Annotated in this window: 31 protein-coding genes, 1 tRNA gene and 2 pseudogenes; 17 read left to right on the top strand and 17 right to left on the bottom strand. The window is 65.2% G+C overall.

What is annotated here, in order from left to right; translation table 11 throughout:
* The first annotated feature begins 33 nt into the window (after positions 1-33).
* Both I6N89_RS13635 and I6N89_RS13630 read left to right on the top strand, forming a co-directional pair.
* Positions 34-441, top strand: a complete 408-nt coding sequence (locus tag I6N89_RS13635) for a c-type cytochrome (protein ID WP_207018995.1) — start codon at positions 34-36, stop codon at positions 439-441.
* A gap of 22 nt (positions 442-463) precedes the next feature.
* Positions 464-886: a L,D-transpeptidase gene (locus I6N89_RS13630; protein WP_207018994.1), complete on the top strand. Its 423-nt coding sequence runs from the start codon at positions 464-466 to the stop codon at positions 884-886.
* A gap of 281 nt (positions 887-1,167) precedes the next feature.
* Here I6N89_RS13630 and I6N89_RS13625 read toward each other — a convergent pair whose 3' ends face one another.
* The 7 genes from I6N89_RS13625 to I6N89_RS13595 all read right to left on the bottom strand — a co-directional run bounded on the left by I6N89_RS13625 (position 1,168) and on the right by I6N89_RS13595 (position 7,419).
* Positions 1,168-1,851 carry a hypothetical protein gene (locus I6N89_RS13625; protein WP_207018993.1) on the bottom strand — a complete coding sequence of 228 codons (684 nt, stop codon included), beginning with the start codon at positions 1,849-1,851 and terminating at the stop codon, positions 1,168-1,170.
* 47 nt (positions 1,852-1,898) lie between these two features.
* Positions 1,899-2,603: a DUF1194 domain-containing protein gene (locus I6N89_RS13620; RefSeq protein WP_207018992.1), complete on the bottom strand. Its 705-nt coding sequence runs from the start codon at positions 2,601-2,603 to the stop codon at positions 1,899-1,901.
* 97 nt (positions 2,604-2,700) lie between these two features.
* Positions 2,701-3,342: an adenosylcobinamide amidohydrolase gene (locus tag I6N89_RS13615; protein WP_207018991.1), complete on the bottom strand. Its 642-nt coding sequence runs from the start codon at positions 3,340-3,342 to the stop codon at positions 2,701-2,703.
* Between the two features lie 453 nt (positions 3,343-3,795).
* On the bottom strand, positions 3,796-4,374 hold the full coding sequence (locus tag I6N89_RS13610) for a hypothetical protein (protein WP_207018990.1): 579 nt from the start codon (positions 4,372-4,374) through the stop codon (positions 3,796-3,798).
* Between the two features lie 11 nt (positions 4,375-4,385).
* Entirely contained in the window at positions 4,386-6,344 is a 1,959-nt protein-coding gene (gene parE / locus I6N89_RS13605; protein ID WP_207018989.1) for a DNA topoisomerase IV subunit B, read from the bottom strand.
* 112 nt (positions 6,345-6,456) lie between these two features.
* On the bottom strand, positions 6,457-6,732 hold the full coding sequence (locus tag I6N89_RS13600; protein WP_236016628.1) for a hypothetical protein: 276 nt from the start codon (positions 6,730-6,732) through the stop codon (positions 6,457-6,459).
* Between the two features lie 87 nt (positions 6,733-6,819).
* Positions 6,820-7,419 carry an outer membrane protein gene (locus tag I6N89_RS13595; protein WP_207018987.1) on the bottom strand — a complete coding sequence of 200 codons (600 nt, stop codon included), beginning with the start codon at positions 7,417-7,419 and terminating at the stop codon, positions 6,820-6,822.
* 400 nt (positions 7,420-7,819) lie between these two features.
* On the opposite strand from I6N89_RS13595, the gene I6N89_RS13590 reads away from it, so the two are divergent.
* Complete coding sequence (locus I6N89_RS13590; RefSeq protein WP_207018986.1) at positions 7,820-8,239, top strand: DUF4168 domain-containing protein; 420 nt, start codon at positions 7,820-7,822, stop codon at positions 8,237-8,239.
* Between the two features lie 97 nt (positions 8,240-8,336).
* Here the strand turns inward: I6N89_RS13590 and I6N89_RS13585 are convergent, their stop codons facing one another.
* The 4 genes from I6N89_RS13585 to lepA all read right to left on the bottom strand — a co-directional run bounded on the left by I6N89_RS13585 (position 8,337) and on the right by lepA (position 11,782).
* Positions 8,337-9,251, bottom strand: coding sequence for a hypothetical protein (locus tag I6N89_RS13585; RefSeq protein WP_207018985.1), 915 nt, complete (start codon positions 9,249-9,251; stop codon positions 8,337-8,339).
* An 80-nt stretch (positions 9,252-9,331) separates the two neighbouring features.
* Positions 9,332-9,586: a DUF2442 domain-containing protein gene (locus I6N89_RS13580; RefSeq protein ID WP_207018984.1), complete on the bottom strand. Its 255-nt coding sequence runs from the start codon at positions 9,584-9,586 to the stop codon at positions 9,332-9,334.
* Positions 9,567-9,809: a DUF4160 domain-containing protein gene (locus I6N89_RS13575; RefSeq protein WP_207018983.1), complete on the bottom strand. Its 243-nt coding sequence runs from the start codon at positions 9,807-9,809 to the stop codon at positions 9,567-9,569. Before I6N89_RS13575 ends, I6N89_RS13580 begins: the two co-directional genes overlap by 20 nt.
* 173 nt (positions 9,810-9,982) lie before the next feature.
* Positions 9,983-11,782, bottom strand: coding sequence for a translation elongation factor 4 (lepA, locus tag I6N89_RS13570; protein ID WP_207018982.1), 1,800 nt, complete (start codon positions 11,780-11,782; stop codon positions 9,983-9,985).
* Between the two features lie 68 nt (positions 11,783-11,850).
* Between lepA and I6N89_RS25475 the strand changes: the two genes are divergently transcribed.
* From I6N89_RS25475 to I6N89_RS13555, 3 genes are all read left to right on the top strand, one after another.
* Positions 11,851-13,326: a hypothetical protein gene (locus tag I6N89_RS25475; protein WP_236016627.1), complete on the top strand. Its 1,476-nt coding sequence runs from the start codon at positions 11,851-11,853 to the stop codon at positions 13,324-13,326.
* A gap of 195 nt (positions 13,327-13,521) precedes the next feature.
* Positions 13,522-13,863: a hypothetical protein gene (locus I6N89_RS13560; RefSeq protein WP_076705275.1), complete on the top strand. Its 342-nt coding sequence runs from the start codon at positions 13,522-13,524 to the stop codon at positions 13,861-13,863.
* Between the two features lie 113 nt (positions 13,864-13,976).
* Positions 13,977-14,945 carry a LysR family transcriptional regulator gene (locus tag I6N89_RS13555; RefSeq protein ID WP_207018981.1) on the top strand — a complete coding sequence of 323 codons (969 nt, stop codon included), beginning with the start codon at positions 13,977-13,979 and terminating at the stop codon, positions 14,943-14,945.
* Positions 14,946-14,972: 27 nt separating this feature from the next.
* On the opposite strand, the gene I6N89_RS13550 is transcribed toward I6N89_RS13555, so the two are convergent.
* On the bottom strand, positions 14,973-15,737 hold the full coding sequence (locus I6N89_RS13550) for an alpha/beta fold hydrolase (RefSeq protein ID WP_207018980.1): 765 nt from the start codon (positions 15,735-15,737) through the stop codon (positions 14,973-14,975).
* Positions 15,738-15,858: 121 nt separating this feature from the next.
* On the opposite strand from I6N89_RS13550, the gene I6N89_RS13545 reads away from it, so the two are divergent.
* Entirely contained in the window at positions 15,859-16,239 is a 381-nt protein-coding gene (locus tag I6N89_RS13545; protein WP_207018979.1) for a hypothetical protein, read from the top strand.
* Positions 16,240-16,388: 149 nt separating this feature from the next.
* On the opposite strand, the gene I6N89_RS13540 is transcribed toward I6N89_RS13545, so the two are convergent.
* On the bottom strand, positions 16,389-17,033 hold the full coding sequence (locus tag I6N89_RS13540; protein WP_207018978.1) for an NUDIX hydrolase: 645 nt from the start codon (positions 17,031-17,033) through the stop codon (positions 16,389-16,391).
* Between the two features lie 96 nt (positions 17,034-17,129).
* Positions 17,130-17,591, bottom strand: coding sequence for a DUF983 domain-containing protein (locus I6N89_RS13535; protein ID WP_207018977.1), 462 nt, complete (start codon positions 17,589-17,591; stop codon positions 17,130-17,132).
* 244 nt (positions 17,592-17,835) lie between these two features.
* Between I6N89_RS13535 and I6N89_RS13530 the strand changes: the two genes are divergently transcribed.
* The 4 genes from I6N89_RS13530 (at position 17,836) to I6N89_RS13515 (ending at position 20,093) form a co-directional block, all read left to right on the top strand.
* Positions 17,836-18,546 (top strand): EF-hand domain-containing protein, encoded by a 711-nt coding sequence (locus I6N89_RS13530; RefSeq protein ID WP_207018976.1) that lies wholly within the window; start codon positions 17,836-17,838, stop codon positions 18,544-18,546.
* A gap of 85 nt (positions 18,547-18,631) precedes the next feature.
* Entirely contained in the window at positions 18,632-19,216 is a 585-nt protein-coding gene (locus I6N89_RS13525; protein ID WP_419247623.1) for an RNA polymerase sigma factor, read from the top strand.
* Positions 19,203-19,580 carry a hypothetical protein gene (locus I6N89_RS13520; RefSeq protein ID WP_207018974.1) on the top strand — a complete coding sequence of 126 codons (378 nt, stop codon included), beginning with the start codon at positions 19,203-19,205 and terminating at the stop codon, positions 19,578-19,580. The genes I6N89_RS13525 and I6N89_RS13520 overlap by 14 nt, the downstream gene beginning before the upstream one ends.
* A 3-nt stretch (positions 19,581-19,583) precedes the next feature.
* Positions 19,584-20,093, top strand: coding sequence for a periplasmic heavy metal sensor (locus tag I6N89_RS13515; RefSeq protein WP_207018973.1), 510 nt, complete (start codon positions 19,584-19,586; stop codon positions 20,091-20,093).
* A gap of 14 nt (positions 20,094-20,107) precedes the next feature.
* Here the strand turns inward: I6N89_RS13515 and I6N89_RS13510 are convergent, their stop codons facing one another.
* The gene (locus tag I6N89_RS13510) at positions 20,108-21,517 is read right to left on the bottom strand and encodes a diguanylate cyclase (protein WP_207018972.1); all 1,410 of its coding nucleotides are present in this window, start codon (positions 21,515-21,517) and stop codon (positions 20,108-20,110) included.
* A gap of 105 nt (positions 21,518-21,622) precedes the next feature.
* Between I6N89_RS13510 and I6N89_RS13505 the strand changes: the two genes are divergently transcribed.
* The 6 genes from I6N89_RS13505 to I6N89_RS13480 all read left to right on the top strand — a co-directional run bounded on the left by I6N89_RS13505 (position 21,623) and on the right by I6N89_RS13480 (position 25,180).
* A complete protein-coding gene (locus tag I6N89_RS13505; protein WP_207019158.1) occupies positions 21,623-21,907 on the top strand; it encodes a DUF3572 domain-containing protein in 285 nt (94 codons plus the stop codon).
* A complete protein-coding gene (locus I6N89_RS13500) occupies positions 21,904-22,602 on the top strand; it encodes an HAD family hydrolase (protein ID WP_207018971.1) in 699 nt (232 codons plus the stop codon). Before I6N89_RS13505 ends, I6N89_RS13500 begins: the two co-directional genes overlap by 4 nt.
* A gap of 93 nt (positions 22,603-22,695) precedes the next feature.
* Positions 22,696-23,313: a heme NO-binding domain-containing protein gene (locus tag I6N89_RS13495; protein WP_207018970.1), complete on the top strand. Its 618-nt coding sequence runs from the start codon at positions 22,696-22,698 to the stop codon at positions 23,311-23,313.
* Positions 23,310-24,299: a GGDEF domain-containing protein gene (locus I6N89_RS13490; RefSeq protein WP_207018969.1), complete on the top strand. Its 990-nt coding sequence runs from the start codon at positions 23,310-23,312 to the stop codon at positions 24,297-24,299. Before I6N89_RS13495 ends, I6N89_RS13490 begins: the two co-directional genes overlap by 4 nt.
* 82 nt (positions 24,300-24,381) lie before the next feature.
* Positions 24,382-24,456, top strand: a tRNA-Gln gene (locus I6N89_RS13485).
* 277 nt (positions 24,457-24,733) lie between these two features.
* Positions 24,734-25,180: a metallophosphoesterase gene (locus tag I6N89_RS13480; RefSeq protein WP_236016625.1), complete on the top strand. Its 447-nt coding sequence runs from the start codon at positions 24,734-24,736 to the stop codon at positions 25,178-25,180.
* Here I6N89_RS13480 and I6N89_RS13475 read toward each other — a convergent pair.
* Positions 25,096-25,387: pseudogene (locus I6N89_RS13475) on the bottom strand (IS5/IS1182 family transposase); the annotation flags it as partial. The gene I6N89_RS13480 and the pseudogene I6N89_RS13475 sit on opposite strands and share 85 nt — an antisense overlap.
* Positions 25,372-25,494 (bottom strand): annotated as a pseudogene (locus tag I6N89_RS13470) (IS3 family transposase); the annotation flags it as partial. The pseudogenes I6N89_RS13475 and I6N89_RS13470, both read right to left, overlap by 16 nt.

The following is a 25,494-nucleotide window of genomic DNA, read 5'->3' as shown; positions in this document are numbered from 1 at the left end:
GAGACACTCGCGCGGCAGGAACGGGAGGCCAAAATGCGCAACTTCATCATGACACTCGCGGCTCTGGCGGCGCTCGGCTCCGGTGCTGTGGCGCAGGATGCCGATATCGGGCGCTCGCTCTATCACACCCATTGCGCCACCTGCCACGGGCTCGAAGGCCGCGGCGACGGGCCGATGGAGGGTGTGTTGACGATCAAGCCGGTGAACCTCACCGAGCTCGCCGCCGCCAATGGCGGCAGTTTTCCGGTGGAGCGGGTGGTGAAGCGCATCGACGGCCGCGACCCGCTGGTCAGCCACGGTTCGCCAATGCCGGTCTATGGCGACTATTTCGAGCGCATGTTCGACGTGCCGATCAGGACGGAGTCGGGCCAGCCGGTACTGACCTCGCAGCCGGTGGTCGATTTGGTCGCCTATCTGCGCGAGATCCAGAAGATCGACTGACGGCGGAGGAGGAGGGCAGCGGATGCGCCTGCGGCGTCTGGCAGCGATGGTGGTCTGTGCCGGGCTGAGCGCCGGGGCGGCTGCGGCACAGAGCCTCTGGGTGGAGATCGACCTCTCGGATCAGCAGATGGTGGTGTTCGACCGTGGCGCCGCCTATGTATGGCCGGTCTCGACCGCGCGCGCCGGCAAGGTGACGCCGGTGGGCGGTTTCACGCCCTATCTGCTGGAGCGGATGCACTACTCCACGCTTTACGACAATGCGCCGATGCCCTGGTCGATCTTTTTCCACGGCAATTACGCCATCCACGGCACCACGGCGGTGGAGCGGCTCGGCACCCCCGCTTCGGCGGGCTGCGTGCGGCTGGCGCCGGAAAACGCCCGCGTGCTCTATGAGGCGGTGCAGGCGGCGGGGCTCGCGGAGACGCAGATCTTGATCCGGCCATAGCGCGATGTCGGGCGTCCGTGGGCGGCGGTGGGCAGATTGCCCACCCTACAGATGCTCTGCATCCTAAGAAACAAAGGGCCGGTTCGCTTCATCGGCACCCGCGGCGCCCGCCCGGCCCTGCGCCGAATTGCGTATTTGCAAAGAGAAGAAAGACAACGCGCTTCTCTCTGTGCGTCTTCTCTTTGAAAAATACGCCTGCGGACGCCAGCCGTCCCGCGCTGTCCCTCGAGAGACGCGCGGCCCCGTAGGGTGGGCAATCTGCCCACCGCCCCGCGCAGGGCTCACCGGCAGATCCCCTCGCTCTGGATCCCGGCCCAGGGCACCAGAACCTCGGGATCGCGCAGCGCCGCGTCGAGCCGCGCCACCGGCATCTCCGCCCCGATCATCTCGCGCAGCCGCGCGGTGCGCGGCGCCTGCGGGTCGAGGATGTGGCAGCAGACATATTCCTCCATGATCGCGCCCTGCTGCTCGTAACCGTGATCGAGAAACTGCGCGGAGCTGTCGGGATCGAAGAGATAGGGATCGTCCGAGCGCCCGTGCTCGGTGGCGGCCTTCAGCGGCGAATAGCCGGTGCGGTCGCGGTTCTGCCATTGCCAGACATGCACCATCTCATGTGCCAGCAGCATCGTGTCGAGCAGATCCACCCGCTTGGGATATTGCGGCATGTAATCCTCGCGGTAGAGGTCCTTGCGGTAGAACACCCGGTTGAACAGCGTCATGGCGCCGGGCGAGACGGTCACCGTCTCGCCGCGCGAGGGCGGCCAGATCCGTTCCATGCAGGTCAGGCGCGGGCGGATCGGGCGCTGATAGGTGACCGAGCCCGCCGCCAGCCCGTCATGGAACCGCACCCGCGAGGTATCGACCTGATCGCCCTGCACGGCGCTCAGAAAGGCGCGCTCGTTCTGGGTGAGCGGGCGGCCGCAGGCGGCGAGCGTCAGGCAGAGCAGAAGCAGGAGAATACGCATGGCCGGATTAGGGGCAGGAGTCGCGCATGGGCGCAAGCCCCGTGTCTTCAATCGGCCAGGGCCCGGCGCTTTTCCACCATGCCCGAATGCGAGATCTCAAGGATCAGCTTGCGCTTCACCGCCTCGGCAAAGCGCTCGCGGCTGTCGGCGGTGACGACGAAGGCGCCGAGCCCGCCGATGATGCGCTGCTCATAGATCGCCTCCAGCCCGCCCTGCGCACGGCCCGGATCGTCGGGGCGCAGGATCGGCAGCGCGTTGATCGTCACCCCTTCGGCCACCACCGCGTCGCGCGCCGCCTCGATGGGCGGGCCGGACCAGTTGCCGGCGCTGTCGCCGGAAAAGTCGATCACCCGGCGCCAGCCGTCGATGTCGTTCTCCTCCATCAGCCGCAGCGCCTCGAGCAGCGCCGCGCCGATGGCGTTGCGCCCATAGGCCTGGCGCGGCTGCACCATCAGCTCTTCGGCAAAGGCTTCGGCGTCCTCGTGCCCCGCGATCCGCGTCCAGCCCACCACCTGCGCCTGGTTCGCTGCCCATTCCACATAGGTCACCGCGATCTCGCCATAGGCGGTGTTGCCGATGGCCGCGAGCACCTCGGGATCGGTGATCGCCTGCGCATAGCCCTCGCGCTGGAACATCAGCTCGCCCGGTGTGATCGAGCCCGAGGCATCGGCCAGAAGCACCAGCTCGAGATCGGTGTCCTGCGCGGCGGCGGGGGCGGCGAGAAGGCAGAGGGCGAGGGCGGTGCGGCGCATGGCGGATCTCCGTCGGCGAGGCGATGGAGAAGAGGCTAGCCGGGGGCAGGGCGGGCGCCTAGCGCCGCGCGGCGCGGCTGACGCAGATGTGAGGCGCTCACCAGCGGGCGCTGTCGCGCAGCCAGTCCTGCACGGCGGTCCGCGTGGCGTCATGGACCGCGCGGCCGATGGCGTGGCCGGCATCGGTGTGCTTGCCGGCATAGGCGGTCTCGCCCTCCGGGGCCGCGACCGCGATGCAATCGGTGCCCGTGCCGGTGGCGGCGCCCGTGGGCAGGGTGACGCCGGTGTCGATCACGGCGGTCGTGCGGGCCTCGGCGACAAGGCTCAGCGCCTCGATCCGCGCGGGCAGGGTCAGGGGCGCGGAAAGGGTGAGGGCGATATTGATCGTGCCCCAGTCCTTCCAGGTCTGCGGCAGCCGCGTGCCGATACGCTCGGCATTGGAGAGCCCGGCGGTGACCACGGCTTTTGCGGTGATCCCGCCCTCGGTATGCTCGCGCGTGATTGCGGCGGACAGTTTGCGGGAGGTGAGAAAGCAGACGGCATCGGTTGCGCTTATGGCATCGAGTTCGCGGCGCAGCCAGTCGGTGACGTCGAGCGCCTCGGTCAGATCGGCATTGCGCACCTCGCGCCAGAGGATGCGGCGCGCGCGGGTCAGGCCGCCGTTATGCGGCGCCCAGGAAAGGACGGGCATGTCCTGCCCGAGATCGAGGCTGAGCCAGGGAGGGGAGAGGTGGAGCATGTCGGGCCCGCGTATCTGCTGCCGGGGTGTTGAACCTGCTTGTGCGGCGGGGTGCAAGCCCTGGGGGATTTGTGGGGTGCTCGGTTGCTGACCTTGAAGCGCTATGCCCTTGCTATGAGCACCGCCCTTCAGTCGACATCCGAGCGTTGCCACGGGCGCGGAATCAAGGCGCGCAGCGCCGCCGCGCCATCGCCGGCCCGCCCCATCGGGCTGGCGATTTGGTAGGGCTGGGCGCTGCGTGTCGAGGTCTTTCGGATGTGGCTGGGATAAATCGAGAGGCTCGCCGGTCGGATCGCCACCCCGCGGGCCGGCGATGGCGCGGCTCGGTCGAAACTTAAGTAGGTTAAGACAAACTTGTCTGAGGTTCTTTTCAGGTTGCTCCGAGCTGGGGAATTATGTGAAAAAAAACGTCCCGGGTGAAAAACTAAATTGATTCTCTTTTATTGAGTGTTGTTAGAGTTTGTCGTACTCTTCAGGGTCCGTTAGTGGAAGTTTCGCGAAAAATCCTTTCTCTAACCCAAAGTTTGAAAGCCCCAGATCTTTTCGCATCTCCTTCTGGATTTCTTCCATAGCGTCAAGCAAACTCTTGGGAGATTGACCCTGTTGAGTTAACTGATGCAGGCCCTTTAGAACGCCGGGCGAACCCCAAAGTACTGCCTTTGTGCGTATTCCAACTAGATCGCGGGCAATTTCATTCTCGTCAACCTTCTCACCTCCTAACTCGGGTTTTTGGGATAGGGTGATTTTCTCAAGTATTTCCATGAATTGAAGGTATATTTCAAGTTTCCTATCTCGATGAGCGGATTCTATTTCTCTCCGCCTCGCTACTTGTTGAGAGTACAAAGTTGCTCCAAGCCCGAGGGTGGCGGTAATAACTGTTACGGTAAGGGGTACATATACACTAGGTTCTAATGTTTTTGCGCCTTGGTACACGGCAACTGCGATAGAAAATGCTTGATAACCTAAATATAACGTGCCAACTGCCAGAATTGCTACGATTAAAATCGCAAACACTAAGGTTAGCTTGTTCATGTCAACTACCCTTAAACATCCAACTCCTCCACAAACCGCGCGTTCTCCTGGATATATTGGAACCGCAATTCGGGCTTCTTGCCCATCAGGCGCTCCACCAGATCTCCGGTTTCGCCCGGTTCGTCCTCGTCGATGGTCACCCGGATGAGCTTGCGCGTCGCCGGGTCCATGGTCGTTTCCTTGAGGTCCTTGGCGTCCATCTCGCCCAGACCCTTGAAGCGCTGCACGTCGATCTTGCCCTTGCCGCCCAGACCCTTGGCCAGCATCTCCTCCTTCTCGGCATCGTCCGCCACATAGATCCGCCGCGCGCCTTGCGTCAGGCGATACAAGGGCGGGCAGGCCAGATACAAATGCCCCTGGTCGATCAGCGGCCGCATCTGGGTGTAGAAGAAGGTCATCAGGAGCGAGGCGATATGGGCGCCGTCCACATCCGCGTCGGTCATGATGATGATCTTGTCGTAACGCAGATCGTCGATGGTGAACTTGGTGCCGAGCCCGACGCCGAGCGCCTCGCAAAGATCGCGGATCTCGGCGTTGGAGCTGAGCTTGTTCGACGCCGCCCCCAGCACGTTCAGGATCTTGCCCTTGAGCGGCAAGAGCGCCTGGGTCTCGCGGAAGCGCGCGCCCTTGGCGGAGCCGCCGGCGGAGTCGCCCTCGACGATGAACAGCTCCGTGCCCTCGCGGTTCTTGGCGGTGCAGTCGGTGAGCTTGCCCGGCAGGCGCAGCTTTTTCGTCGCCGATTTGCGCGCGGTCTCTTTCTCCTGACGCCGCCGCAGCCGCTCCTCGGCGCGCAGCACGAGGAAATCGAGAATGGCGCCGGCGGATTTCGTATCCGAGGCCAGCCAGTTGTCGAAATGATCGCGCACCGCGCCCTCGACCAGCCGCTGCGCCTCGGTGGTGGCCAGCCGGTCCTTGGTCTGGCCGACGAATTCCGGCTCGCGGATAAAGCAGGAGACCAGCGCGCAGCCGCCGGTGATCAGGTCGTCACGGGTGATCTGGCTGGCCTTCTTGTTGCTGACGAGCTCGCCATAGGCGCGGATGCCCTTGAGGATCGCCGACCAGAACCCGGCCTCATGCGTGCCGCCCTCGGGGGTGGGGACGGTGTTACAGTAGCTCTGGATGAAGCCGTCGCGCGAGGGCGTCCAGTTGATCGCCCATTCCACCTTGCCCGGCGTGTTGAACTTTTCCTTGAAATCCACCGTGCCGGAAAAGGGCTTGTCCGCATAGGTGGAGGAGCCGTTCATCGTCTCGGAAAGGTAATCCGCCAGACCGCCGGGGAAGTGGAAGGTGGCCTCGGTCGGCGTTTCCTTGTCGTCGATGGCGGATTTCCAGCGGATCTCCACGCCCGAGAAGAGATAGGCCTTGGAGCGCACCATCTTGAAGAGCCGCGCCGGTTTGAAGCGATGGTGGTGAAAGATCTGCTCATCGGCATGGAAGGTCACGGTGGTGCCGCGCCGGTTGGGCGCCGCGCCGACCTTTTCCACCCCGCCCAGCGGCAGGCCACGGGAAAAGCGCTGCTCGTAGAGCTCCTTGTTGCGCGCCACCTGCACGACCATGGAATCGCTGAGCGCGTTAACCACCGAGGCGCCGACCCCGTGCAGGCCGCCCGAGGTCTCATAGGCCTTGCCGGAGAACTTGCCGCCCGCGTGCAGGGTGCAGAGGATCACCTCCAGCGCCGATTTGCCGGGGAATTTGGGGTGCGGGTCGATCGGGATGCCGCGGCCGTTGTCGCGGATCGTCACCGCGTAATCGGCGTGCAGCTCGACCTCGATGCGGTTGGCATGGCCCGCCACCGCCTCGTCCATGGAGTTGTCGAGCACCTCGGCCACCATGTGATGCAGCGCCCGCTCGTCGGTGCCGCCGATATACATGCCCGGGCGCTTGCGCACCGGCTCCAGCCCTTCGAGCACCTCGATGGAGGAGGCGTCGTAACTGGATGCTTCGGTAGCCGCGAGGAGATCGTCTGCCATGGTGCCCTGCTCGTCTTGTGCGATGATTGGCGCCGAGTATGGCAGAGCGGCGCGGGCGGGGGAAGGGGCCGCGCGGCGTCAGACCCCACGATCATGGGGGAAAGCCTGTGGATTACGCCGGATCTTGTGGCACGCGCGTCGCCCAGTGCTCGCCCATCGCGACGATGCAGGAGGTGCCGGAGGCATAGGCGATGACCATGGTCCAGTCGCCCTGCGCATCGGTCCAGAGCTCGACCACCTCCTCGGGGTTGCGCAGCCCGGTCGAGGTGAGCGTGGCGCCGTGGCGCGTGGTCAGGCGTTCGGTCATGCGGGGCCCAGGCTCGCAAAGCACCTCCGCGATGGGAGAGGCGGCGGGCAGCGCCGTGGGCAGGAGGAGGGGAATCAGCAAAAGTGACCGCATACACGAAAGAGTAACGGTTTCATGACGGTCTGCAAATCCCGCGCCCGGGGAAGGGGCCGGACGCGGGGGCCGGGGTCAGAAGCGGTAGTTCAGACCCACGGTAGCGGTGGTGGCGCCGACCTTCAGGTCGTTGGCGTCGAAATCCTCGAACTCGTTGTAGTTCAGCTCGCCGCTCACGGTGACATTGTCGGCCACATAGGTCTCGGCGCCGATGCCCACGTAATAGCCGTCGGAGCTGCCCGCATCGAGCGCGCCGCCATCGGTGGAGGCATGGGCATAGCCGCCCGAGCCATAGATCATCGTCCGGCCCATATCATAGCCGACCCGACCGCCGAGCTTGGCGATGCCGTCGATATTGCCGGCGTCGCCGAGGTCGATATCGGCGCCGTCATATTGCAGCCCGCCACCGGCGACCCAGTTGCCGAAATCGTGGTCGTAGAAGGCACGCACGCCATAAAGCGCACCTTCTTCACTGTCATCGGCGGGGCCGTCCGCATCGGCGCTGCCATAGCCGAGCTGCACACCGACCGAAGGGCCGGTCCAATCGCCGGTGACCGGCGTGGCGACCGGCATCACCGGTGCGGCGGGCGCGGGTTCCGGCGCGGCCTGGTCGAGCGAGCCGGCAAAGGCGGGGGTGGCGAGGAAGGGCACAAGGATAAGCGGTTTGAAGGTCATTGTCGTCTGCTCCTGTCACATTGTGCGGGGTGAGTGGCTCCCGCGACTGAGGAGGTAACGACGCGGCCGGCGGATCGCTCCACACGGGACGATCACATCATTTTGCTGTTGCGGAACTGCGACGGAATTGCGGGTTTTTCGCTGTCTCGGCAAAGGCTTGCCGGCGCGTGATCGGGCGTTGGCGGGGTTTGGCGCAGTGCCGCGACGTCAATGGAACCACGGGCCGCCGGCGGCAGCCCGCCGCCCTTTGAGCGCGCTTTCGGCGGGGCTTTGCTGTCTTTCCGCTGGTGGGCGGCTGGGCGTTTGACGTGGGCGCGGGACTGCATAGCTCTTGAGGCGACGGCGCGGGATGATCCCGTGCCCGACCACAGACAGCCGGGACTTCCCGGAAGGAGAGCTTATGAAACTGAACGGCACCCTGCTCAAATCCACGATCATCGCCGCCCTGATCGCCGCGCCGGTGGCGCCGGTCATGGCCCAGACCGCCGAAACCGCCCCCGAGGCCCAGGCCCAGACAGCACCCGCGGCGGATTTCTCCGAGGACCAGCTCAGCTCCTTCGTCGATGCGGCGTTGCAGGTTCAGGCGGTGCAGAAGGATTACATGACGCAGATCGAGGCCGCGGCTGCCGAGGATGAGAAAAAGGCGCTGATCCAGGAGGCCAATACCGAGATGACGGCAGCGGTCGAGGAGACCGAGGGCATGGACGTGACGACCTACAACCGCATCGGCCAGGCCGCCCAGAGCGACCCGGAGCTCAACGAGCGGATCCTCGCGATGGTGGAGACCCGCCAGCGCGGCGAGCAGACGATGACGGAGTGAGGTTTGGTTTGGTTGTGTGATGCGGGCCGCCCCGGGAGGGGCGGTCTCCATACACTCAGACTTCTTGCTACGGCCTCAATGCCTAGAGAATATTCTATTACTCAACGACGTCGTCGTCATCGCTACCTAGCAGCTTGGGCTCATCATTAACGCTGGGAATCTCAGAGACTTCAAGTTCGTCAAAATCTCGTGCTGCTGCGAACACTTTTAGCCGCTTTTGTCGCCCATCAGGAGCGTCGACCGAAGTAAACGCGCAAACCGCCTCCATGTGTTCGTCAAACTTTCCCTTTTGACGCAAGGCGTAAGCATGTGCCGCATCTGCTATTACAGTTAGAGATTTTCGATCAGCCTCATTCAGCAGGTCGAATGTAAATGCTTGCTCGAGTTCCAAATCAAATAGGCGTCCAGTTCGGTTTCTACCGTCAAAACTTGTAACAAGGAACCTCTGCGATCTTGTTTCATCATTAAAGATGTTTTCGTGCATATATTCTTTGCTTTCGGAGTCTAAAATAATCTTATTCTTGTCTCCGTTGACAAAAATGTTAATGTTTGATGAGCCGTGATTAATCACAGAATGCGCTCTTCGGATGGATGGCTCAGTCGCTTGAATTAGAGCTCCAAGGTCGCCAGCGTTAATTCTACCGTCACTCTCAGCTTCTTCAATTTCTGAGTTTCCGGAAAGTCCGGTCGCTCGATTAAATACAGTTTCAATGAGCTTCCAGCTAGCGTTTGCGAGGCCGGATGCATAGGCGTCCACGAGATAAGGAGCAAGCTGTGAGAAAACAAAGACGAACTCAAATGACCCAGCTTGAATAGATTTTAGTTCGACGCGTGTCGAGAGATCTTTAAAATTCCGACGTCTGATCTCGCCAGTTTGCGCAAAATGGACCGTCATCATTAGAGCTTGTGATATGCCGTGGGCGCTGTCTAATGCAGTGAACGCCGGCACAGAATGTGTCTCGCTTAGTCCGCCGGTCAGCTTGACCGTGAGCTCATTGTCTGAGTCAATCATCGTCTACTCTGATCACTTTATCTCTCTTGTTGAAACCTAATCTGACTAGTCGAAGGAATGATGCAAGACGAAATCTAGTTTCAGGAAACTAACGAGTTTATTGGGGAAGATTGTACATCGCGCCACCCCGCCAGCAGAGCGGGCACCGAGATATCCTCGTCCAAAGTCTCCCAGTGCAACCCGAACGCGCTAATCTGAACTGCTGCGCGGTCGTCTGGGGATGCCTCCAGCAACCGGGGAAACCATGCTAACGGCACGCCGAGGGTGCGGCCATCGGACAGGCCCACCCACATCGTATCGGTGTCGAACCGCACCTCAGTCGCTGAAATACTCATGCCAGGCATCCTCTATCCGATCGGCATTCGCAGCCACGAGTCCCGAAAGCTGGCGCAATGCGCGGGCATCGAACCCGGAACTGCGCGCGACGCTGACCGGATGCAGCCAGAATTTCGCTTCGCCGCCGCCCTTCATGACGTGTATATGAACCGGCTCCCGAGGATCGCCCTCGTTGGAATAGAAAAAGAGCCGGAACCCGTCATGGCGAAAGACCGTCGGCATGGCGGAAGCTTAGCGCGACTTGCCGGGCCTGTCATCCATGGAGAGGGAGTGGTCCCGGCGCGGGGGCCGGGACGGGTGGGGAGAGCGGTGGGGGTGTGCGCCCCTCAGCCGTGCGGGCACGCGGGATCTGGCATAGCCAAACCCGCTGTCGCCCGCGCGCCCTCAAGATGGACTTAGCTGTCCATCTTGAGGGCGGAAATAAACGCTTCCTGCGGGATGTCGACCTTGCCGAACTGGCGCATCTTCTTCTTGCCGGCCTTCTGCTTCTCCAGCAGCTTCTTCTTCCGCGACGCATCCCCGCCGTAACACTTGGCCGTCACGTCCTTGCGCAGCGCCGAGAGCGTCTCGCGCGCGATCACCTTGCCGCCGATGGCCGCCTGGATCGGGATCTTGAACATGTGGCGCGGGATCAGGTCCTTGAGCTTCTCGCACATCGCCCGGCCGCGCATCTCGGCGCGGTCGCGATGCACCATCATCGACAGCGCATCCACCGGCTCGTCATTCACCAGCACCTGCATCTTCACGAGATTGTCCTCGCGATAGCCGATCCACTGGTAATCGAAGCTGGCATAGCCTTTGGTCACCGATTTCAGCCGGTCGTAGAAATCGAACACCACCTCGTTGAGCGGCAGGTCATAGACCACCATGGCGCGGTTGCCCGCATAGGTCAGGTCGAGCTGAATGCCGCGCCGGTCCTGGCAGAGCTTCAGCACGTCGCCGAGATAGTCGTCGGGCACCAGGATCGTCGCCTTGATCCGCGGCTCCTCCACATGCGCCACCTTCGACATGTCGGGCATGTCGGCGGGGTTGTGCAGCTCGATCAGCTCGCCGTCCTTCATGAAGACATTGTAGATGACCGAGGGCGCGGTGGTGATCAGGTCGATATTGTATTCGCGCTCCAGCCGGTCGCGGATCACCTCGAGATGCAGCAGCCCGAGAAAGCCGCAGCGGAAGCCGAAGCCGAGCGCGGCGGAGGTCTCCATCTCGAAGCTGAAGGAGGCGTCGTTGAGCGCCAGCTTCTCGATGGCGTCGCGCAGATCCTCGAACTGGGCCGAATCCACCGGGAAGAGCCCGCAGAACACCACCGGCACCGAAGGCTTGAAGCCGGGCAGGGGTGTCTCGCAGCCCTTCTTCTCATGGGTGATCGTGTCGCCCACCTTGGTGTCGCGCACCTGCTTGATCTGCGCGGTGAGAAAGCCGATCTCGCCGGGGCCGAGCTCGTCGACGGTCTGCATCGCCGGGCGGAAGACGCCGATGCGGTCGACCGGGTATTTCGCCCCGGTCTGCATCATCTTGATATTGTCGCCCTTCTTCAGCACGCCGTCCATGATCCGCACCAGCACGACCACGCCGAGATAGGGGTCGTACCACGAATCCACCAGCATCGCCTTGAGCGGCGCGTCGCGGTCGCCCTTGGGGGCGGGCAGGCGGTGGATGATCGCCTCCAGCGTCTCCTTGATGCCGATGCCGGACTTGGCCGAGACCAGCAGCGCCTCGGAGGCGTCGATGCCGATCACGTCCTCGATCTGTTCCTTGACGCGTTCGGGTTCCGAGGCGGGCAGGTCGATCTTGTTCAGCACCGGGACGATCTCGTGATCGGCGTCGATGGCCTGATACACGTTCGCCAGCGTCTGCGCCTCGACGCCCTGCGTGCTGTCCACCACCAGCAGCGAGCCCTCGACCGCGCGCATCGAGCGCGACACCTCATAGGCAAAGTCCACATGGCCGGGCGTGTCGATGAGGTTTAGCACGTATTTTTCGCCGTCATCGGCGATATACTCGATGCGGACGGTGTTGGCCTTGATGGTGATGCCACGTTCGCGCTCGATGTCCATGGCATCGAGCAACTGCTCCTTCATCTCCCGCTCGGTGACGGTGTTGGTGGATTGGATCAGCCGGTCGGCCAGGGTGGATTTCCCGTGGTCGATATGGGCAACGATGGAGAAGTTGCGGATATGCGCGAGGTCGGTCATGATTTCGTGGATATGATGGGGTTTGGGCGGTCGGTCAAGGTGCTGTGTGAGATGGGGCGCGGGTAGGCGTGGCGTTTAGGGACGACGACGAATTCGAGGCGTGGCTGAAGACCCAGCCGCAGGAGATCTGCGTCATGATCGCGACGCGGGCGGCGATGCGGGGCTGGTGGGCAATCGCCTGGCTTTGGGACGACAACAGCCTCACCGATAGGCATCGAAGACTTGCGCTCTCGACAGGACGTGCGATGCTGATTTCGGGGGTTGCGGCTGTTTCACCAACCCCCGAAATCAAAGAGGCCGCCGCCGACGCCGCCTTCGCCGCCGCCGCCTTCCGCTCCGCCGCCGCCGACGCCGCCCGCTCCGCCGCCCGCTCCGCCGCCCGCTCCGCCGCCTTCCGCTCCGCCGCCGCCGACGCCGCCCGCTCCGCCGCCGCCGACGCCGCCCGCTCCGCCGCCGCCGACGCCGCCCGCTCCGCCGCCTTCGCCGCCGTCCATAGTGACGCGGATCATTCCTTGGAGGCGTTGAGGACGAGGCTGCTTTGGGGTGACGAACGTCCCGACTTTCTGTCCGACATCCTGAAACGATCCAGACCGATCTCGGCTTCTGATCCGAATTTTGATTTCTGGATCCGCTGGTACGAGGCCGCCGACCGTGGCGAGCCGCTCGATTTCGATCTGCAATACCGCATCGCCACCGAGATCCCCGATGAGATCTGGACCGGCGAGGATGCTCCGCGCCGGGTGGCCGAAGAGATCGCGCGGATTGAGGCTGAATTTCTCGCGGATAAAACACGACTTGCGGAAACGGTATCCTTCAACGCCGAGACCGGAAAATTCCGTGTGGACCCAGCGCCAATGGAGAACGCACCGCTCATCGGCGCCATGCTTTCCCGAACCGAAGATGCGCTGGACGATGCCCTGCAAGGGCGCAACGGCTTGCGGGACGATATGCGCGACGTGCGCGTGCTGCGCCGGACCCATGCCCGCTATGCCAACGATCCGCAGCGGATCGAGCTGGACTATACCTCCGTCGCCATCAGCCTGCGGCGTCAGTTCGAGATCAAGGAACTCGCGGAGACCGACGACAATCAGGCGCTCCTCGAAGCGGTCGAGGAGGGCGCGCTGGCGATCCGGGCGCATCACCCCGAGGTTGCGGAGAACCGGGACAGGCTTGCCCAGCAAAAGCTGAGGGAACTGCCGGAGGAAGACCGCGCGCTTCTCGAAGATGCTTTGCCGGTTCTCGAAGAGCTGTCCGAAGAGGTCATGCAGGAGGATTTCCGCGCGGATATTCCTCAGCTCCTCAACGATGCGACCCAGCCTTCGCCGAGCGGCGCGCCACCGTTGCCCGGAGTCGACGAGACGACGCGGATCTTCTATCGGGTGTCTCGCATCAAGCTCCTTCGTGACGAATTGAACAAGGCGAGTAAGAAGGGCGCGCAGATCTTCGATAGCCCGGAATTCAAAACGCTTCGCTTGGGCCTGACAGTGTCGGCGCTTCTGGCGGAGATGGTGAGGCTGGGGCTGTTCCTGTTCGGTGTCATCTGATGCCGAGACGACTCAGAGGGGATAGTTTCATCTCATTTGGTTTTCGAGCGCTGTCTAGGCCTGCACCAGACCGCCCACCTGACACTCTGGTGAATTGAACCCCGCCGCGTTTTGGGGCATTTTGTGTCAAAACCTCCCCACAGAGCAGGGCGCAAAGCCCCCGAGGGGACGAGCAGGCGCAAGGATGGCAGGCGGATGAGAGCGATTTCCTTTGTAGTGGTGCTGGCCGTGGTCGCGGGATGCGGCGGCGGCGGCTCGCGCAGCGATTACCGGGTGACGCGCATGGCGAGCGGACCGATCAGCGATGCCTGTATCTCGTCCGACCGCAAGGCGCGCAGCCCGCAGCTCTGCGGCTGCATCCAGGCCGCCGCCAATGTCGAGCTGAGCAATGGCGACCAGCGCATGGCCGTGGGGTTCTACCGCGATCCGCATCGCGCGCAGGAGATCCGCCAGTCCGACCGCGCCAGCCACGAGGCCTTCTGGAAGCGCTACAGCGCCTTCGTCGACCGCGCCGAGCGTATGTGCAAGGGCGTCTGAGCCCCGCACGGCACGGGCGGGTCTGCCGCCTGCGCGCTTGACCCCGACCGCCCGGAGTTTCACAAAAGGTGAAAGTCGCCCCTCTGGCATGGGCGGCGCGGCGGAGGATGGCCATGCTGATGAAAGGGGTGACCCTGCGCGGGCTCGAAGTGTTCGAGGCGCTGGCCGCGAGCGGCTCGGTGGCACAGGCCGCCGACCTGACCGGGCTCAGCCAGCCCGCCGTCAGCCAGCAGATGCGCAATCTCGAGGCGGCGCTGGGGGCGGAGCTGGTCGATCACGGCCGCCGGCCGATGCAGCTCACCCCCGCCGGGCGCTCCTTCCTGCTGCGCACCCAGAGCGTGCTGGGCCAGCTGCGGCTGGCGCAGAACGAGCTGACGGTGATGGATCTCACCCATCTCAGCACGCTGAATCTTGGCGTGATCGACGATTTCGACAACGATCTGACGCCGCAGCTTGTGACGATTCTCGCCGAGAACATGACCCGCTGCCGCTTCAAGCTGGTCACCGCGCCGAGCCACGAGATCGCCCAGGCGATGCGCGAGCGCAAGCTGCATATCGCCATCGCGGCAAGCTCCGGCGCGGTGCTGGACGGGGTGGTGGAATACCCGCTGGTGCGCGATCCTTTCGTGCTGGTCTGCGCCCGCGGCGCGCTGGCCGAGGCGGGCGGGGCAGAGGCGCTGATGCGCGCGCTGCCGATGCTGCGCTACGATCGCGAGCAGCTCATCGGGCGGCAGATCGAGGCGCATCTGGCGCGGCAACAACTGGAATTCCCCGAACGGTTCGAGATCGGCGCGCATCTGTCGCTGATGACGCTGGTGGCGCGCGGGGTGGGCTGGAGCATCACCACGCCGCTGGGTTATATGCGCGCGGGCCGGCTGCACGACCGGATGGAGGCGCATCCGCTGCCGGTGCAGCCCTTCGCGCGCACGATCTCGCTGTTTGCGGCCTCGGACTGGAGCGACCGGGTGCCGCGCGATGTGGCGCGCACCATGCGCAAGCTGGTCTCGGAACTGGTCATCGACCCGGCGCTGCGCCAGCTTCCCTGGCTCGAAGGCGAGCTGCGGGTGCTGGCGGGGGAGTAGCGCCCAGTTTCGGAAATCGTGAAACTGTCAGCGCTCGGCGGCGAGGCAGGCGCGCACCGCCGCCTCGAATTCGCGCGGCTTTTCCGCGTGCAGCCAGTGCCCCGCGCCGGGGATCTTGGCAAAGCGCGCGGCGGGGAACAGCGTCAGGATCCGGTCGCGGTAGTCGCGTTTGACGTAGTCGCTCTCAGCGCCGGAAAGGAACAGGGTGGGGCCGTCGAACCGGCCGTCGATCTTGGGGAAGGAGAGGATCTTGGGCATCTCCCTGGCCAGCAGGTCGAGATTGAGCTTCCAGCGCTTCTCCTTGACGTCGAGCGACTGGGTGAAGAAGGCCTGAAGCGTCGGGTCGGGCACAGTGCGGGCGAGCTGCTCGCTGGCATCGGAGCGTTTCTCGACCCGCGATAGATCGACCGCGCGCATGGCATCGACATATTGCATCTGCGAATGCTCGTAGGTCACCGGCGCGATATCGGCGAGGATCAGACGGTCCACCATCTCGGGCCGGGTCAGCGCCAGCACCATCGCCGCCTTGCCGCCCATGGAATGGCCGAGCACGTCGGCGCGTCCGCCATGGGCATCGATCACCTCGGCGAGATCCGCCGCCATGTCGGGATAGCTGTGGCTCTCGGTCCAGGCCGACTCGCCATGATTGCGCTGGTCGACGGCGATCACCTGACGCTCGTCGGACAGCCGCTTGGCGATCACCCCCCAGTTGCGGGCGGAGCCGAAGAGGCCGTGGACGATGAGAAGCGGCGGTTCGGCACCGGGCGTGCCATGCAGGATCGTATTCAGCATGCGCTCTGTCTAGGAGATGCGCGCGGCGAAGGGAATGGGGCAGGGCGCTCCCTTCGCGGTTTTTGCGCAGGCGCGCGCGAAGGGCTTGCATCGGGCGCGGATTTGCGCAGATCTGGCGGGCATGACGATGATGGTGGATCCGGAGATCGGCGGCGCGGTGGCGCGGCTCGAGCGGCTTTTCGAGGAAAAGCTGTCGTTGCGGCGCGGTGCGCTCGAGGGGCGTGCGGCACGGGCGCGCCGGGCGCTGCCGCGGGCACTGCGCGGCGATCTGGAAAAAGTGGCCGAGGCGCGCCATATGGCGGGCCATCCCCGGCTTGCGCGGATGATCGACCGGGCCGCCGTTCTCGCCGCGGCGGGGCGTGTTGAGTTGCATCTCAAGCGTCTCGATATTGCGGATCGGCGGCGGGGGAGGTGGCTGGCGCTGCTCGCAGCGGTGATGCTGAACCTGTTGGTGGTCTTTGTGCTGGTTTTGGGACTACTGGCTTGGCGCGGATATCTCTGAGCCGACGGTTAGGTTGACGGTTCGGTGGGCAGATTGCCCACCCTAAGAGGCAGCGTTCGGGTAAGGTAGGGTGGGCAATCTGCCCACCGTTCGCATGACCGTCTCTCCGCCAGCCGCCGCCGCGCGAAAAACCCTGAACCACCACCGCCTCACTCGGTCATCGGATAGCCCTTGAGGCGCAGGAACAGGCTTTCCTCGTCATCGTTGCGGAAAAACGGCACCGACGCCGGCGGGGCGCCGTCATGGGTCAGCGCGGTGACCTCGGCAAGGACCACCTCGGTGATGAAGGGCATGTCGAAATGCCTCAGCTCCTCCAGCCCGATCCATTGCAGGTGGCTCAACTCGTCGCTGGCGGCGGAGAAATCGTCGGGGTTGGTGGCGATGGCATCGGCATCGACGAGAAAGAACCGGGCGTCGAAGCGGCGCGGACGGCCCGGCGGTGTGATGGCGCGGAACACGAAGCGCAGCGCCGACGCATCGGGCACATGGCCGGTGGCGGCAAAGCTGCGCCAGTCGGCGGGCGGGTCGGCCCAGTCGCCGGGGGCGCCGAGGATCAGGCCGGTTTCCTCCCAGAGCTCGCGAATCGCCGCCACCGCCAGCGGATGCGCCATGCCGGCGCGCGAATCCTCGGACAGCCGGGTCTGGCAAAGCGGCGGCAGCGGCCGGGTCAGCGGCACATCGGCGTCTTCGCGGTCTACCGCCCCGCCGGGAAAGACGAATTTGTTGGGCATGAAGGCCGCAGCGGCGCCGCGCTGGCCCATCAGGATGCGCGGTGCGCTGTCGCGGTCGCGCATCACGATCACCGTGGCCGCGTCTCGGATCGCCGTCTTGTCGATGCCTCGTCCTCCTCCTGACGCCTGGGCGCGGCGCGGGTGCCGCGCCTCCTCACGCTAGAACCCGTGCATGTGGCGCGCCCACTGGAATGCCACGATCGCCCCTTTCAGCCTCGGCAGAAGATAGAGCGACAAGCCGATGCAGCCAATGGAGAAAATGGTAATCAGGATCAGCGGCTCCGGGCGCCAGGTGGTGAATACCCAAAGCAGTGCCGGCGCCATGATATGGCCGACGATCAGGATGGTCAGGTAGGCCGGACCGTCATCGGCGCGATGGTGGAACAGCTCTTCGCGGCAGACCGGGCAATGGTCGCGCACCTTGAGATAGCTGCTCAGGATCGGGCCCGTGCCGCAATTCGGGCAGCGCCGGCGAAAGCCTTTCCACACCGCGGGCCAGGTCTCGCGCTCCTCCTGCGTGGCGGCGGCGCTGGTGTCGGGGGCGGCATCGAGCGCCACCTCGGCGGGGTCGCTGGGGCGGGCGGTCTCTGCGGCGGTTTCGTGTTGCGTCATTTCGGACATCGGGTTCCTCGTCTCCTCCCGGCACGGTGCAGCAGGGGGGCGTAACAAAAAAGTGGGCAGACTGTCCTTGCGGCGCGATGTCGCAAACGGGGGTGAAGCATACATCTTTGTTTGTCGCGGTTGGAACCGGCGCATGCAAATATTTTCGACGGGATGGCGGTGCTGGCGCGTGCAAGGAACAGATCGGCGCCGGAGAGGATGCCGACACAGACGCGACAGACAGGAGATCGCAGCGATGACACGCATGACCAAACTTCTTACCGGTGCCGCCATCCTCGTGATGGGCACCGCGGGTCTTGCCTCGGCCTTTCCGGGCGGCAACGGGCAGGGCGGCAACGCCCAGGGCCGCGCGCCGATGTTCCAGCAGATGTTCGAACGGCTCGACACCGATGGCGACGGCAGCGTCACGCAAGCGGAGCTGGAGGCGATGGGGCCGGGCTCGGCTTTTGCGGATGCGGACGCCAATGATGACGGGCTGCTCGAAGGCGACGAATTGACCGCCTTTCAGGCCGCCCGCCAGGCTGCCCGCGAGGCGCAGCGCCAGCAGCGCATGCTGCAACGCTTCGATACCGATGGCGACGGCAAGCTGAGCCTTGAAGAGCTTCAGGCGACCGCGCAGGGTCCGCAGCGCATGTTCGACCGTCTCGACACCGATAATGACGGAGCGGTGAGCGAGGAGGAAATGGGCGCCTTCGATTTCGGTCGGCAGGGCAATGGCTCGCGCATGCGGATGAACCGTCCGGACGACCGCCAGCGCGGCCCTGACATGAACCGCCAGTATATGCACGGTCATTGGGGCGCGCCGCACGGCCATTACGGCCACGGTATGTATATGCATGGCCAGGGCTATGGACCGCAGGGCTATGGCCACCAAGGATACGGCCCGCAAGGGTACGGCCCGCAGGGCGGCATGCGCCCGGGCGATTGCGGTCAGATGCCGCGCTGGAACCGCTGAGCCGAGGCGAGGCACCGGGCGGCGCCTGCCGCCCGGGACCGTTGCGCCGGGCCCGGCTTCGGGCTAGCGCATTGGGATGGACCGGATGCCGTATGACGCGATGAGTGACAGGAGCGATGAGTCCCTGCTTGCGGCCTATGCGGCGGGCGAGCCGGCGGCGGCGCGTGCGCTGACGCTGCGGCTGGGGCCGCGGGCTTTCGGTCTCGCCATGCGCATGCTGAAGGACCGGGCCGAGGCCGAGGACGTGGCGCAGGAGGCGCTCTTGCGGCTCTGGCGCGCGGCGCCGGGCTGGCGCGAGGGCGAGGCGAAGGTCTCGACCTGGCTCTACCGGGTGGTGTCGAACCTCTGCATCGACCGCATGCGCCGGCGACGCGGTGGCACTGTCGATCTCGACGCGATTGCCGAACCCGCCGATCCGGCGCCTTCGGCAGAGAGTGAATTGCAGGAAAGCGCCCGTGGCGCGGCCTTGCAGGCGGCGCTCGACACATTGCCCGAACGGCAGAAACAGGCGGTGGTACTGCGGCATCTCGAGGGGCTTTCGAACCCCGAGATCGCCGCGATCATGGACATTGGCGTGCGTGCGGTCGAAAGTCTGACCGCGCGCGGCCGCAAGGCGCTGGAGGGGCTGTTGCGCTCCAGGCGCGCGGAGTTGGGATATGACGATGACTGACAAGCGCAAGGCGGAGGAAGGGGGGCTGGCCCCCTGGTTCGAGGCGGGCCGCGCCGAGGCGCCGGCGCCGTCGGGAGACTGGCTCGCGCGGATGGAGGCGATGGCGCTGGAGGAACAGCCCGCGCCCCGGGCGGTCGAGGTTCCTGTGCCGCAGCCTGCGCGCCGCGGCCGGTTGCGCGAGATGCTTGCGGCGCTTGGCGGCTGGCCGGCCATGGCCGGTCTGGCGGCGGCCTGCGCCACGGGCATCTGGTTCGGCGCGGCGGCACCCTCGGGGCTGCCGGACTGGCTGTCGGTCTCCGAGGGCGACGCGATCACGGCGCTCGAACCGGCAAGCGGGTTCGATTACGCCATGCTGGGGCTTTGACCGATGAGTGACGACGCGAAAACACCTAAGAAATCGGCGCGCTGGCTGCGCCTCGCGCTTTTCGCCTCTCTGGCGGCGAACCTCGCGGTGGTGGGGGTGGTGCTCGGCGCCGTGCTGCTGCGCCCGCCCTTCGACCGGGCCGGGCCGCCGCATGGGCGCGACTTCGTCTTTCCCTATACCCGCGCCTTCGACGAGGGGCAGCGCCGCGAGCTGGGCCGAAATCTGCGCGGCGCCTTCGAGCGGGACCGCGCCCGCGCGCCGATGCATGGCGGCCTGCTCGGCGGCTATCGCGCGGCGCTTGACGTCTTGCGCGCCGAGCCCTTCGATCCGCAGGCCTTCAGTGCCGCGCTCGACGCGCAGAGCGCCCGCGCCGAGGCGCGGCAGGCGGCAGGCCAGCGCGTGCTGATCGATTATGTGGCCTCGCTGCCGCCAGAGGCGCGCGTGGCCTATGCCGACCGGCTCGAGGCTGAAATCGACGAGATGGCGGAGCGGTTCCAGAAATACCGCCGCTGAGCCGGCGCAGGGCGTCAGCTCAGCGCGGAGGCGGCGCGGTCTGCCGCGCCCGGGTCGTCATCGGCGGCCAGCGCGATCCGGTTGCGCCCGGCACCCTTGGCCAGATACAGCGCCCGGTCGGCACGGTCGAGCAGGGTTTCGGGCCGTTCGGTCACGCCATGCCGCGCCATTGCCACACCGATGCTGACCGTGGTGCCGATGCGCGCGCCGCCGCCGGGCAGGCTCACGGTGCTGCACTCGATCACCCGCCGCAACCGGTCGGCGGTGCGCAGTGCCGCCTCTCGCCCGGTATCCGGCATCGCAACGAGAAACTCCTCGCCGCCGATGCGTGCCACCAGATCCGCCGCCCGCAGGTTTTCAGAGATCCGCCGCGCCACCTCGATCAGCACCGCATCGCCGGCGGTGTGTCCATGGCTGTCATTGATCCGCTTGAAATGGTCGAGATCGGCGAGCAGCAGCGCATAGGGCCGGCTCCGCCCTGCTGAGTGCTCCGACAGCCGGGCGAGATGGGGCAGGGCGTAGCGGCGGTTGTAGAGCCCGGTCAGCGGATCGGTCACCGCCGCGCGCAGCCCCTGGCGCATATTGGCGCGTAGCCGGTCGGCTGTGCGTTTGCGTGCGATCTGGCGCGGCAGGCGCAGCACCAGCTCTTCGGCGTCGAAGCCGTTTTCCAGCAGGTCGTTGGCGCCGAGATCCAGGGCGCTGATCCCCAGCTGCACGGCGTCCCTGCCTGTGATGTAGATGATCGCGGAATGCCGCCGTGCCGGGCTCGCACGCAGCTGCGTGAGCAGGTTCAGCCCGCTGCTCGGCGCCGCCCCGGTATCGACGATGACAAAGACTTCCGGGGCCGGATCGGCGCGCAGGACCTCTTCTGGAGGGATCGGGTCGAATTTGTCGGGCAGCCCGCGGCGCAGCGCCGCGAGCCCCTCGTAGAGGTTGAGATCGGGATCGACGGGCACCACCGCGACGCGTGCCGGGCTCTGCCATCCCGCAGGCGGCTCGGACAGGCCGAGCGCACGGCGGGTGTCGTCGCGCAGCTGCAACTCATCCTCCGCGAGGCGGGCGCGCAGCAGGTTGCGGATGCGGGCGAGCAGCACCTGTTCGCCGACCGGCCGCGCGATGGCGTCGTCGGCGCCGGCGGCCAACGCGCGCAGACGCTGCGCACGGTCGGGATCGGGATGCACGAGGATCACCTGGGTTCCGGCGGCACCGGGCAGGGCGCGCAGCCGGGTGCAGAAATCCTCCGCGCTCATATCCGGCAGCTCTGTCGAGGCGATCACCAGATGCGGCGGATCGCGCCGGACCGCGACCAGCGCCTCCGCCCCGGTGCCGGCCTGCGACACGCTGTAGAACGCGGTGTTCAGGGCAACCCGCAGCAAAATCCGATTGGTGGGCACACCATCGGCGATCAGTATCCTTCCCGTCATTGAACCAGTCCCGGCCATGGGGTAGGCAGGCGCATGGCTTGCGCTTCCTGTTGATGCCAGTCTTCCTTAGAAACGGTTAACAAACTCTTTCGGATTTGAGGCGAAATCATGCTGTCGCGGGAATCCGCCGAACTGATCGGTTTGCGGGCCGTCGCCTGGCTGGCGGCGAACGAAGAGCTCTTGCCGGTGTTTCTCGGCGCGACCGGGGCCTCCGTGGAGGAGTTCCGCGCCGGGCTTGAGGATCCGGGCTTTCAGGGCGCAGTGCTGGATTTCATCCTGATGGACGATGCCTGGGTGTCGGCGTTCTGCGAGGCGGAGGGGCTCGATTACGAGCGCCCGCGCGCCGCCCGCGCCATGCTGCCCGGCGGCGGCGAGGTGCACTGGACATGAGCCTGCGCGCCGATGCGGTGCTGTTTGACAAGGACGGCACCCTGTTCGAATTCGGCGCCACCTGGAACGCCTGGGGCCATAATGCGCTGCGCGAGCTCGCGGGCGGCTGCGATGCGTCGCTGAGCGCTTTGGCCACCGCGTCGCGCTTCGATCTGGTGCAGGGCGCGTTTCTGCCCGACAGTCCGGTGGTGGCCGGCACCAACCGCGAGGCGGCGGAGTGCCTGGCCGGCGCGCTGCCGCATCTGGTGGCCGAGGAGGTCGAGCGCTACCTCACGGAAACCGGCAGCGAGGCGCCGCTGATCGAGGCGGTGCCGCTGGTGCCGCTGATGGCGCGGCTCGACGCGCTGGGGCTGGCGCTGGGGGTGATGACCAACGACGCCGAGATCGCCGCACGCGCGCATCTGCGCAGCGCCGGGATCGAGATGGCTTTCCGCTTTATCGCCGGTTTCGACAGTGGCTTTGGCGCCAAGCCGGACCCGGCGCCGCTTCTGGCCTTTGCCGATGCGGTGGGTCTGTTGCCCGGACGCGTCGTCATGGTCGGCGACAGCCCGCACGATCTTTCCGCCGGTCGGGCGGCGGGGATGCAGACCGTGGCGGTGCTCACCGGGCCTATCGGCGCGGCGGAGCTGGCGCCGCTCGCCGATGTCGTGCTGCCCGATATCGGCCATCTGCCCGCCTGGCTCGGTGCCGTCTGAGGTCAGGGCTTTTGCCGACAATTGTCGCTATTACCGACTTCTTAAGCCCGCTCTGCAACTCTGCACGCAACGACAGGCAAGCAGGACAAACCGATGCACGGGCTGATCGCCAGGACACTTCAGTGTTTCCTGCAGGATACCTACGGGCAGACGGCGTGGCAGGAGATCGCGCATAACGCGGATATCGATTTCGCGGATTTCGAGGCGATGCTCGACTACGAGACCCGCGTGGTCGAGCAGGTGCTCGACGCCGCCGTGACGCGGCTGGACAAGCCGCGCGAGGCGATTCTTGAGGATATCGGCACCTATCTCATCACCCACCCCAACAATGAGGGGCTGAGGCGGCTGATGCGCTATGGCGGGGTCGACTTCATCGACTTCCTGCATTCGCTGGAGGATCTGCCGGGGCGCGCCCGGCTGGCCGTCGCCGATCTCGATCTGCCCGAGCTGGAGCTGACCGATTCCTCACCCGGTCAGTTCCTGCTCTCCTGCCATGGCAGCCTGCGTGATCTGCCGGGTTTTGGCCATGTGCTGGTGGGGGTGCTGCGGGCGATGGCCGACGATTACGGTGCGCTGGTGATCCTCGACCATCGCGGCGCGCTCGACGGGGCCGAGATCGTCGACATTACCGTGGTCGAAACCGATTTCGCCGAGGGGCGGGATTTTGATCTCGGCGCGGCGCTGCCGGCACGACGGAGTTCCGCGTTATGAGCCTGCCACCGGAAACCATGGACACGCTCTGCCCGATGTATCTCCAGATCGGGGCGGATGGGTGCGTGCGGCGCCTGGGGCCGACACTGCACAAGCTTCTGGAGGGGCGCTGCGGGCGCGGCATGCCCTTTGCCGAGGTGATCCAGGTCTTCCGCCCCAAACGCGTGACCACACTGCCGTCACTGCTGGAGATGGCGGGCCGCAAGCTGCAATTGCGGCTCTGCTGCGGGCCGCGCATGACGCTGAAGGGTCTGGCGATGCCCGACGGGGAGGGCGGGGCGATCGTCAATCTCTCCTTCGGGATCAGCGTGGTCGATGCGGTGCGGCTGCACGCGCTGACCAGCACCGATTTCGCGGTCACCGATCTGGCCATCGACATGCTCTATCTGGTGGAGGCGAAATCCGCGGCGATGGAGGCCTCGCGCACGCTCAACCGCCGGCTTCAGGGCGCCATGCTCGCGGCCGAGCAGCGCGCCTATACCGACACGCTGACGGGGCTGCGCAACCGACGCGCCATGGATCACGTGCTGCACCGGCTGCTCCGCGGCGGCGAACAGTTCGCGGTGCTGCATCTCGACCTCGATTTCTTCAAGCAGGTGAACGATACGCGCGGCCATGCGGCGGGGGATCAGGTTTTGCAGGCGGTGGCGCGCATCATGCTCGATCTGACCCGCAAGGAGGACACCGTGGCACGGGTCGGCGGCGACGAGTTCGTGATCCTGCTGGCCGGGCTGACCGATGTCGCGCGGCTGTCGGAACTGGCCGAGCGGCTGATCCGCCGGATCGAGCGACCGATCCCGCTCGACGACGCGCTGTGCCGGGTTTCGGCCAGTATCGGTATCGCCCTGAACCGGCCGGGAAACGATGCGCCACAGGCCGCCGAAGCGCTTCTGGAACAAGCGGATATCGCGCTTTACACCGCCAAACGGCTTGGTCGCGGGCAGCACGCCTTTCACGAGGCCGAGAGCGTTGCAGGCCCGCGCTGACGGCTTCGCGAGAAAGGCGCATTTTTTTGCGATTGGAGGTCTTGATCCCCGTGAACGGGTAGCGTAAGACCGCCGCCACGGTTGGGGTGTAGCCAAGTGGTAAGGCAACGGTTTTTGGTACCGCGTACCGCAGGTTCGAATCCTGCCACCCCAGCCAGTTTCCTAATTGTGACGTTCGCCGAAGATTGGAACCTATCCGGTTCCACTTGGCATCTTGCCCGGGCAAGACTGGCATCTGCTGATATTCCAAACGTCTCACCATCCAGAATCCCTCTGAACTGACAGACATTTGCGCCCGTATGATGTCGTCCCTAAACTGAGGTCTGACGAACACGGGAGGGCACAGCTATGCCAACTGGTATACGGCCGACCTGCACTTCGGCCACCACCGCATCATCGACTTCTGCAAGCGCCCCTTCGCCTCAACCGCGGAGATGAACGCAGCCCTGATCGCCAACTTCCAGGCCTGCGTCGCGCACGATGATGACCTCTGGATTTTGGGTGATTTCGCCTTTGGCCGCGCTGATGATAATGCACAGTTCGAGAGCTGGTTTCACAGCCTCCCCGGTCGCAAGCATCTGATCATTGGCAACCACGACGATGAAGCGGTCATCTCTCTCCCCTGGGCAAGCACCGAGTACATGGCCGAGATCCAGGACGGCGAACATAGCCTCGCCCTTTGCCACTATCCGATGATCACTTGGAACGGCGCACGCAGAGGCGCCCTGCAGCTGGTCGGCCAGACTCTGTTGTACAAATCGGGTGATGGCCGAGGCTCCCCTTTCCCCAGAAGAACTTATCCCACAGCTTCCGTGACGGGTATGCCAAGCGCGGTGTATCCGTTCAGGACGGCGATGCGGACCTGGAGTTCAGCGACCTGAGCGCCACAAGGCGCTGCCCCAGCAACTTCACACAGTGCATTTTTTTGTCTCGACGCGGCTTCGGCGGTGGTATCCGCTCCATCATCTCCAGAGCGCGCGGCCCAGGTATTTCGCCGCGCGCAGAGCCTCGTTTCGCGCCATGGCTCCGGCGGTGATGGTCTTCCACGGCTTCGCGTTCTTGCGGGGCGGTATGACGGCATGGAAGCCGCTTCGTGACACACCGAGCGCATCACACATCCAACTTACGGGCCAGACCCCTCGGTGCTTCGCTACAAACCCAAACATCACAGTTGGTCCTTGGCGAAGTAGGCGGC

This window comes from Salipiger abyssi, assembly GCF_017311415.1.
In the GTDB taxonomy this organism is placed as follows: Bacteria; Pseudomonadota; Alphaproteobacteria; order Rhodobacterales; family Rhodobacteraceae; genus Salipiger; species Salipiger abyssi_A.
The sequence above is the reverse complement of the archived record's forward strand: the minus strand, read 5'-3'. Positions and strand labels throughout refer to the sequence as shown.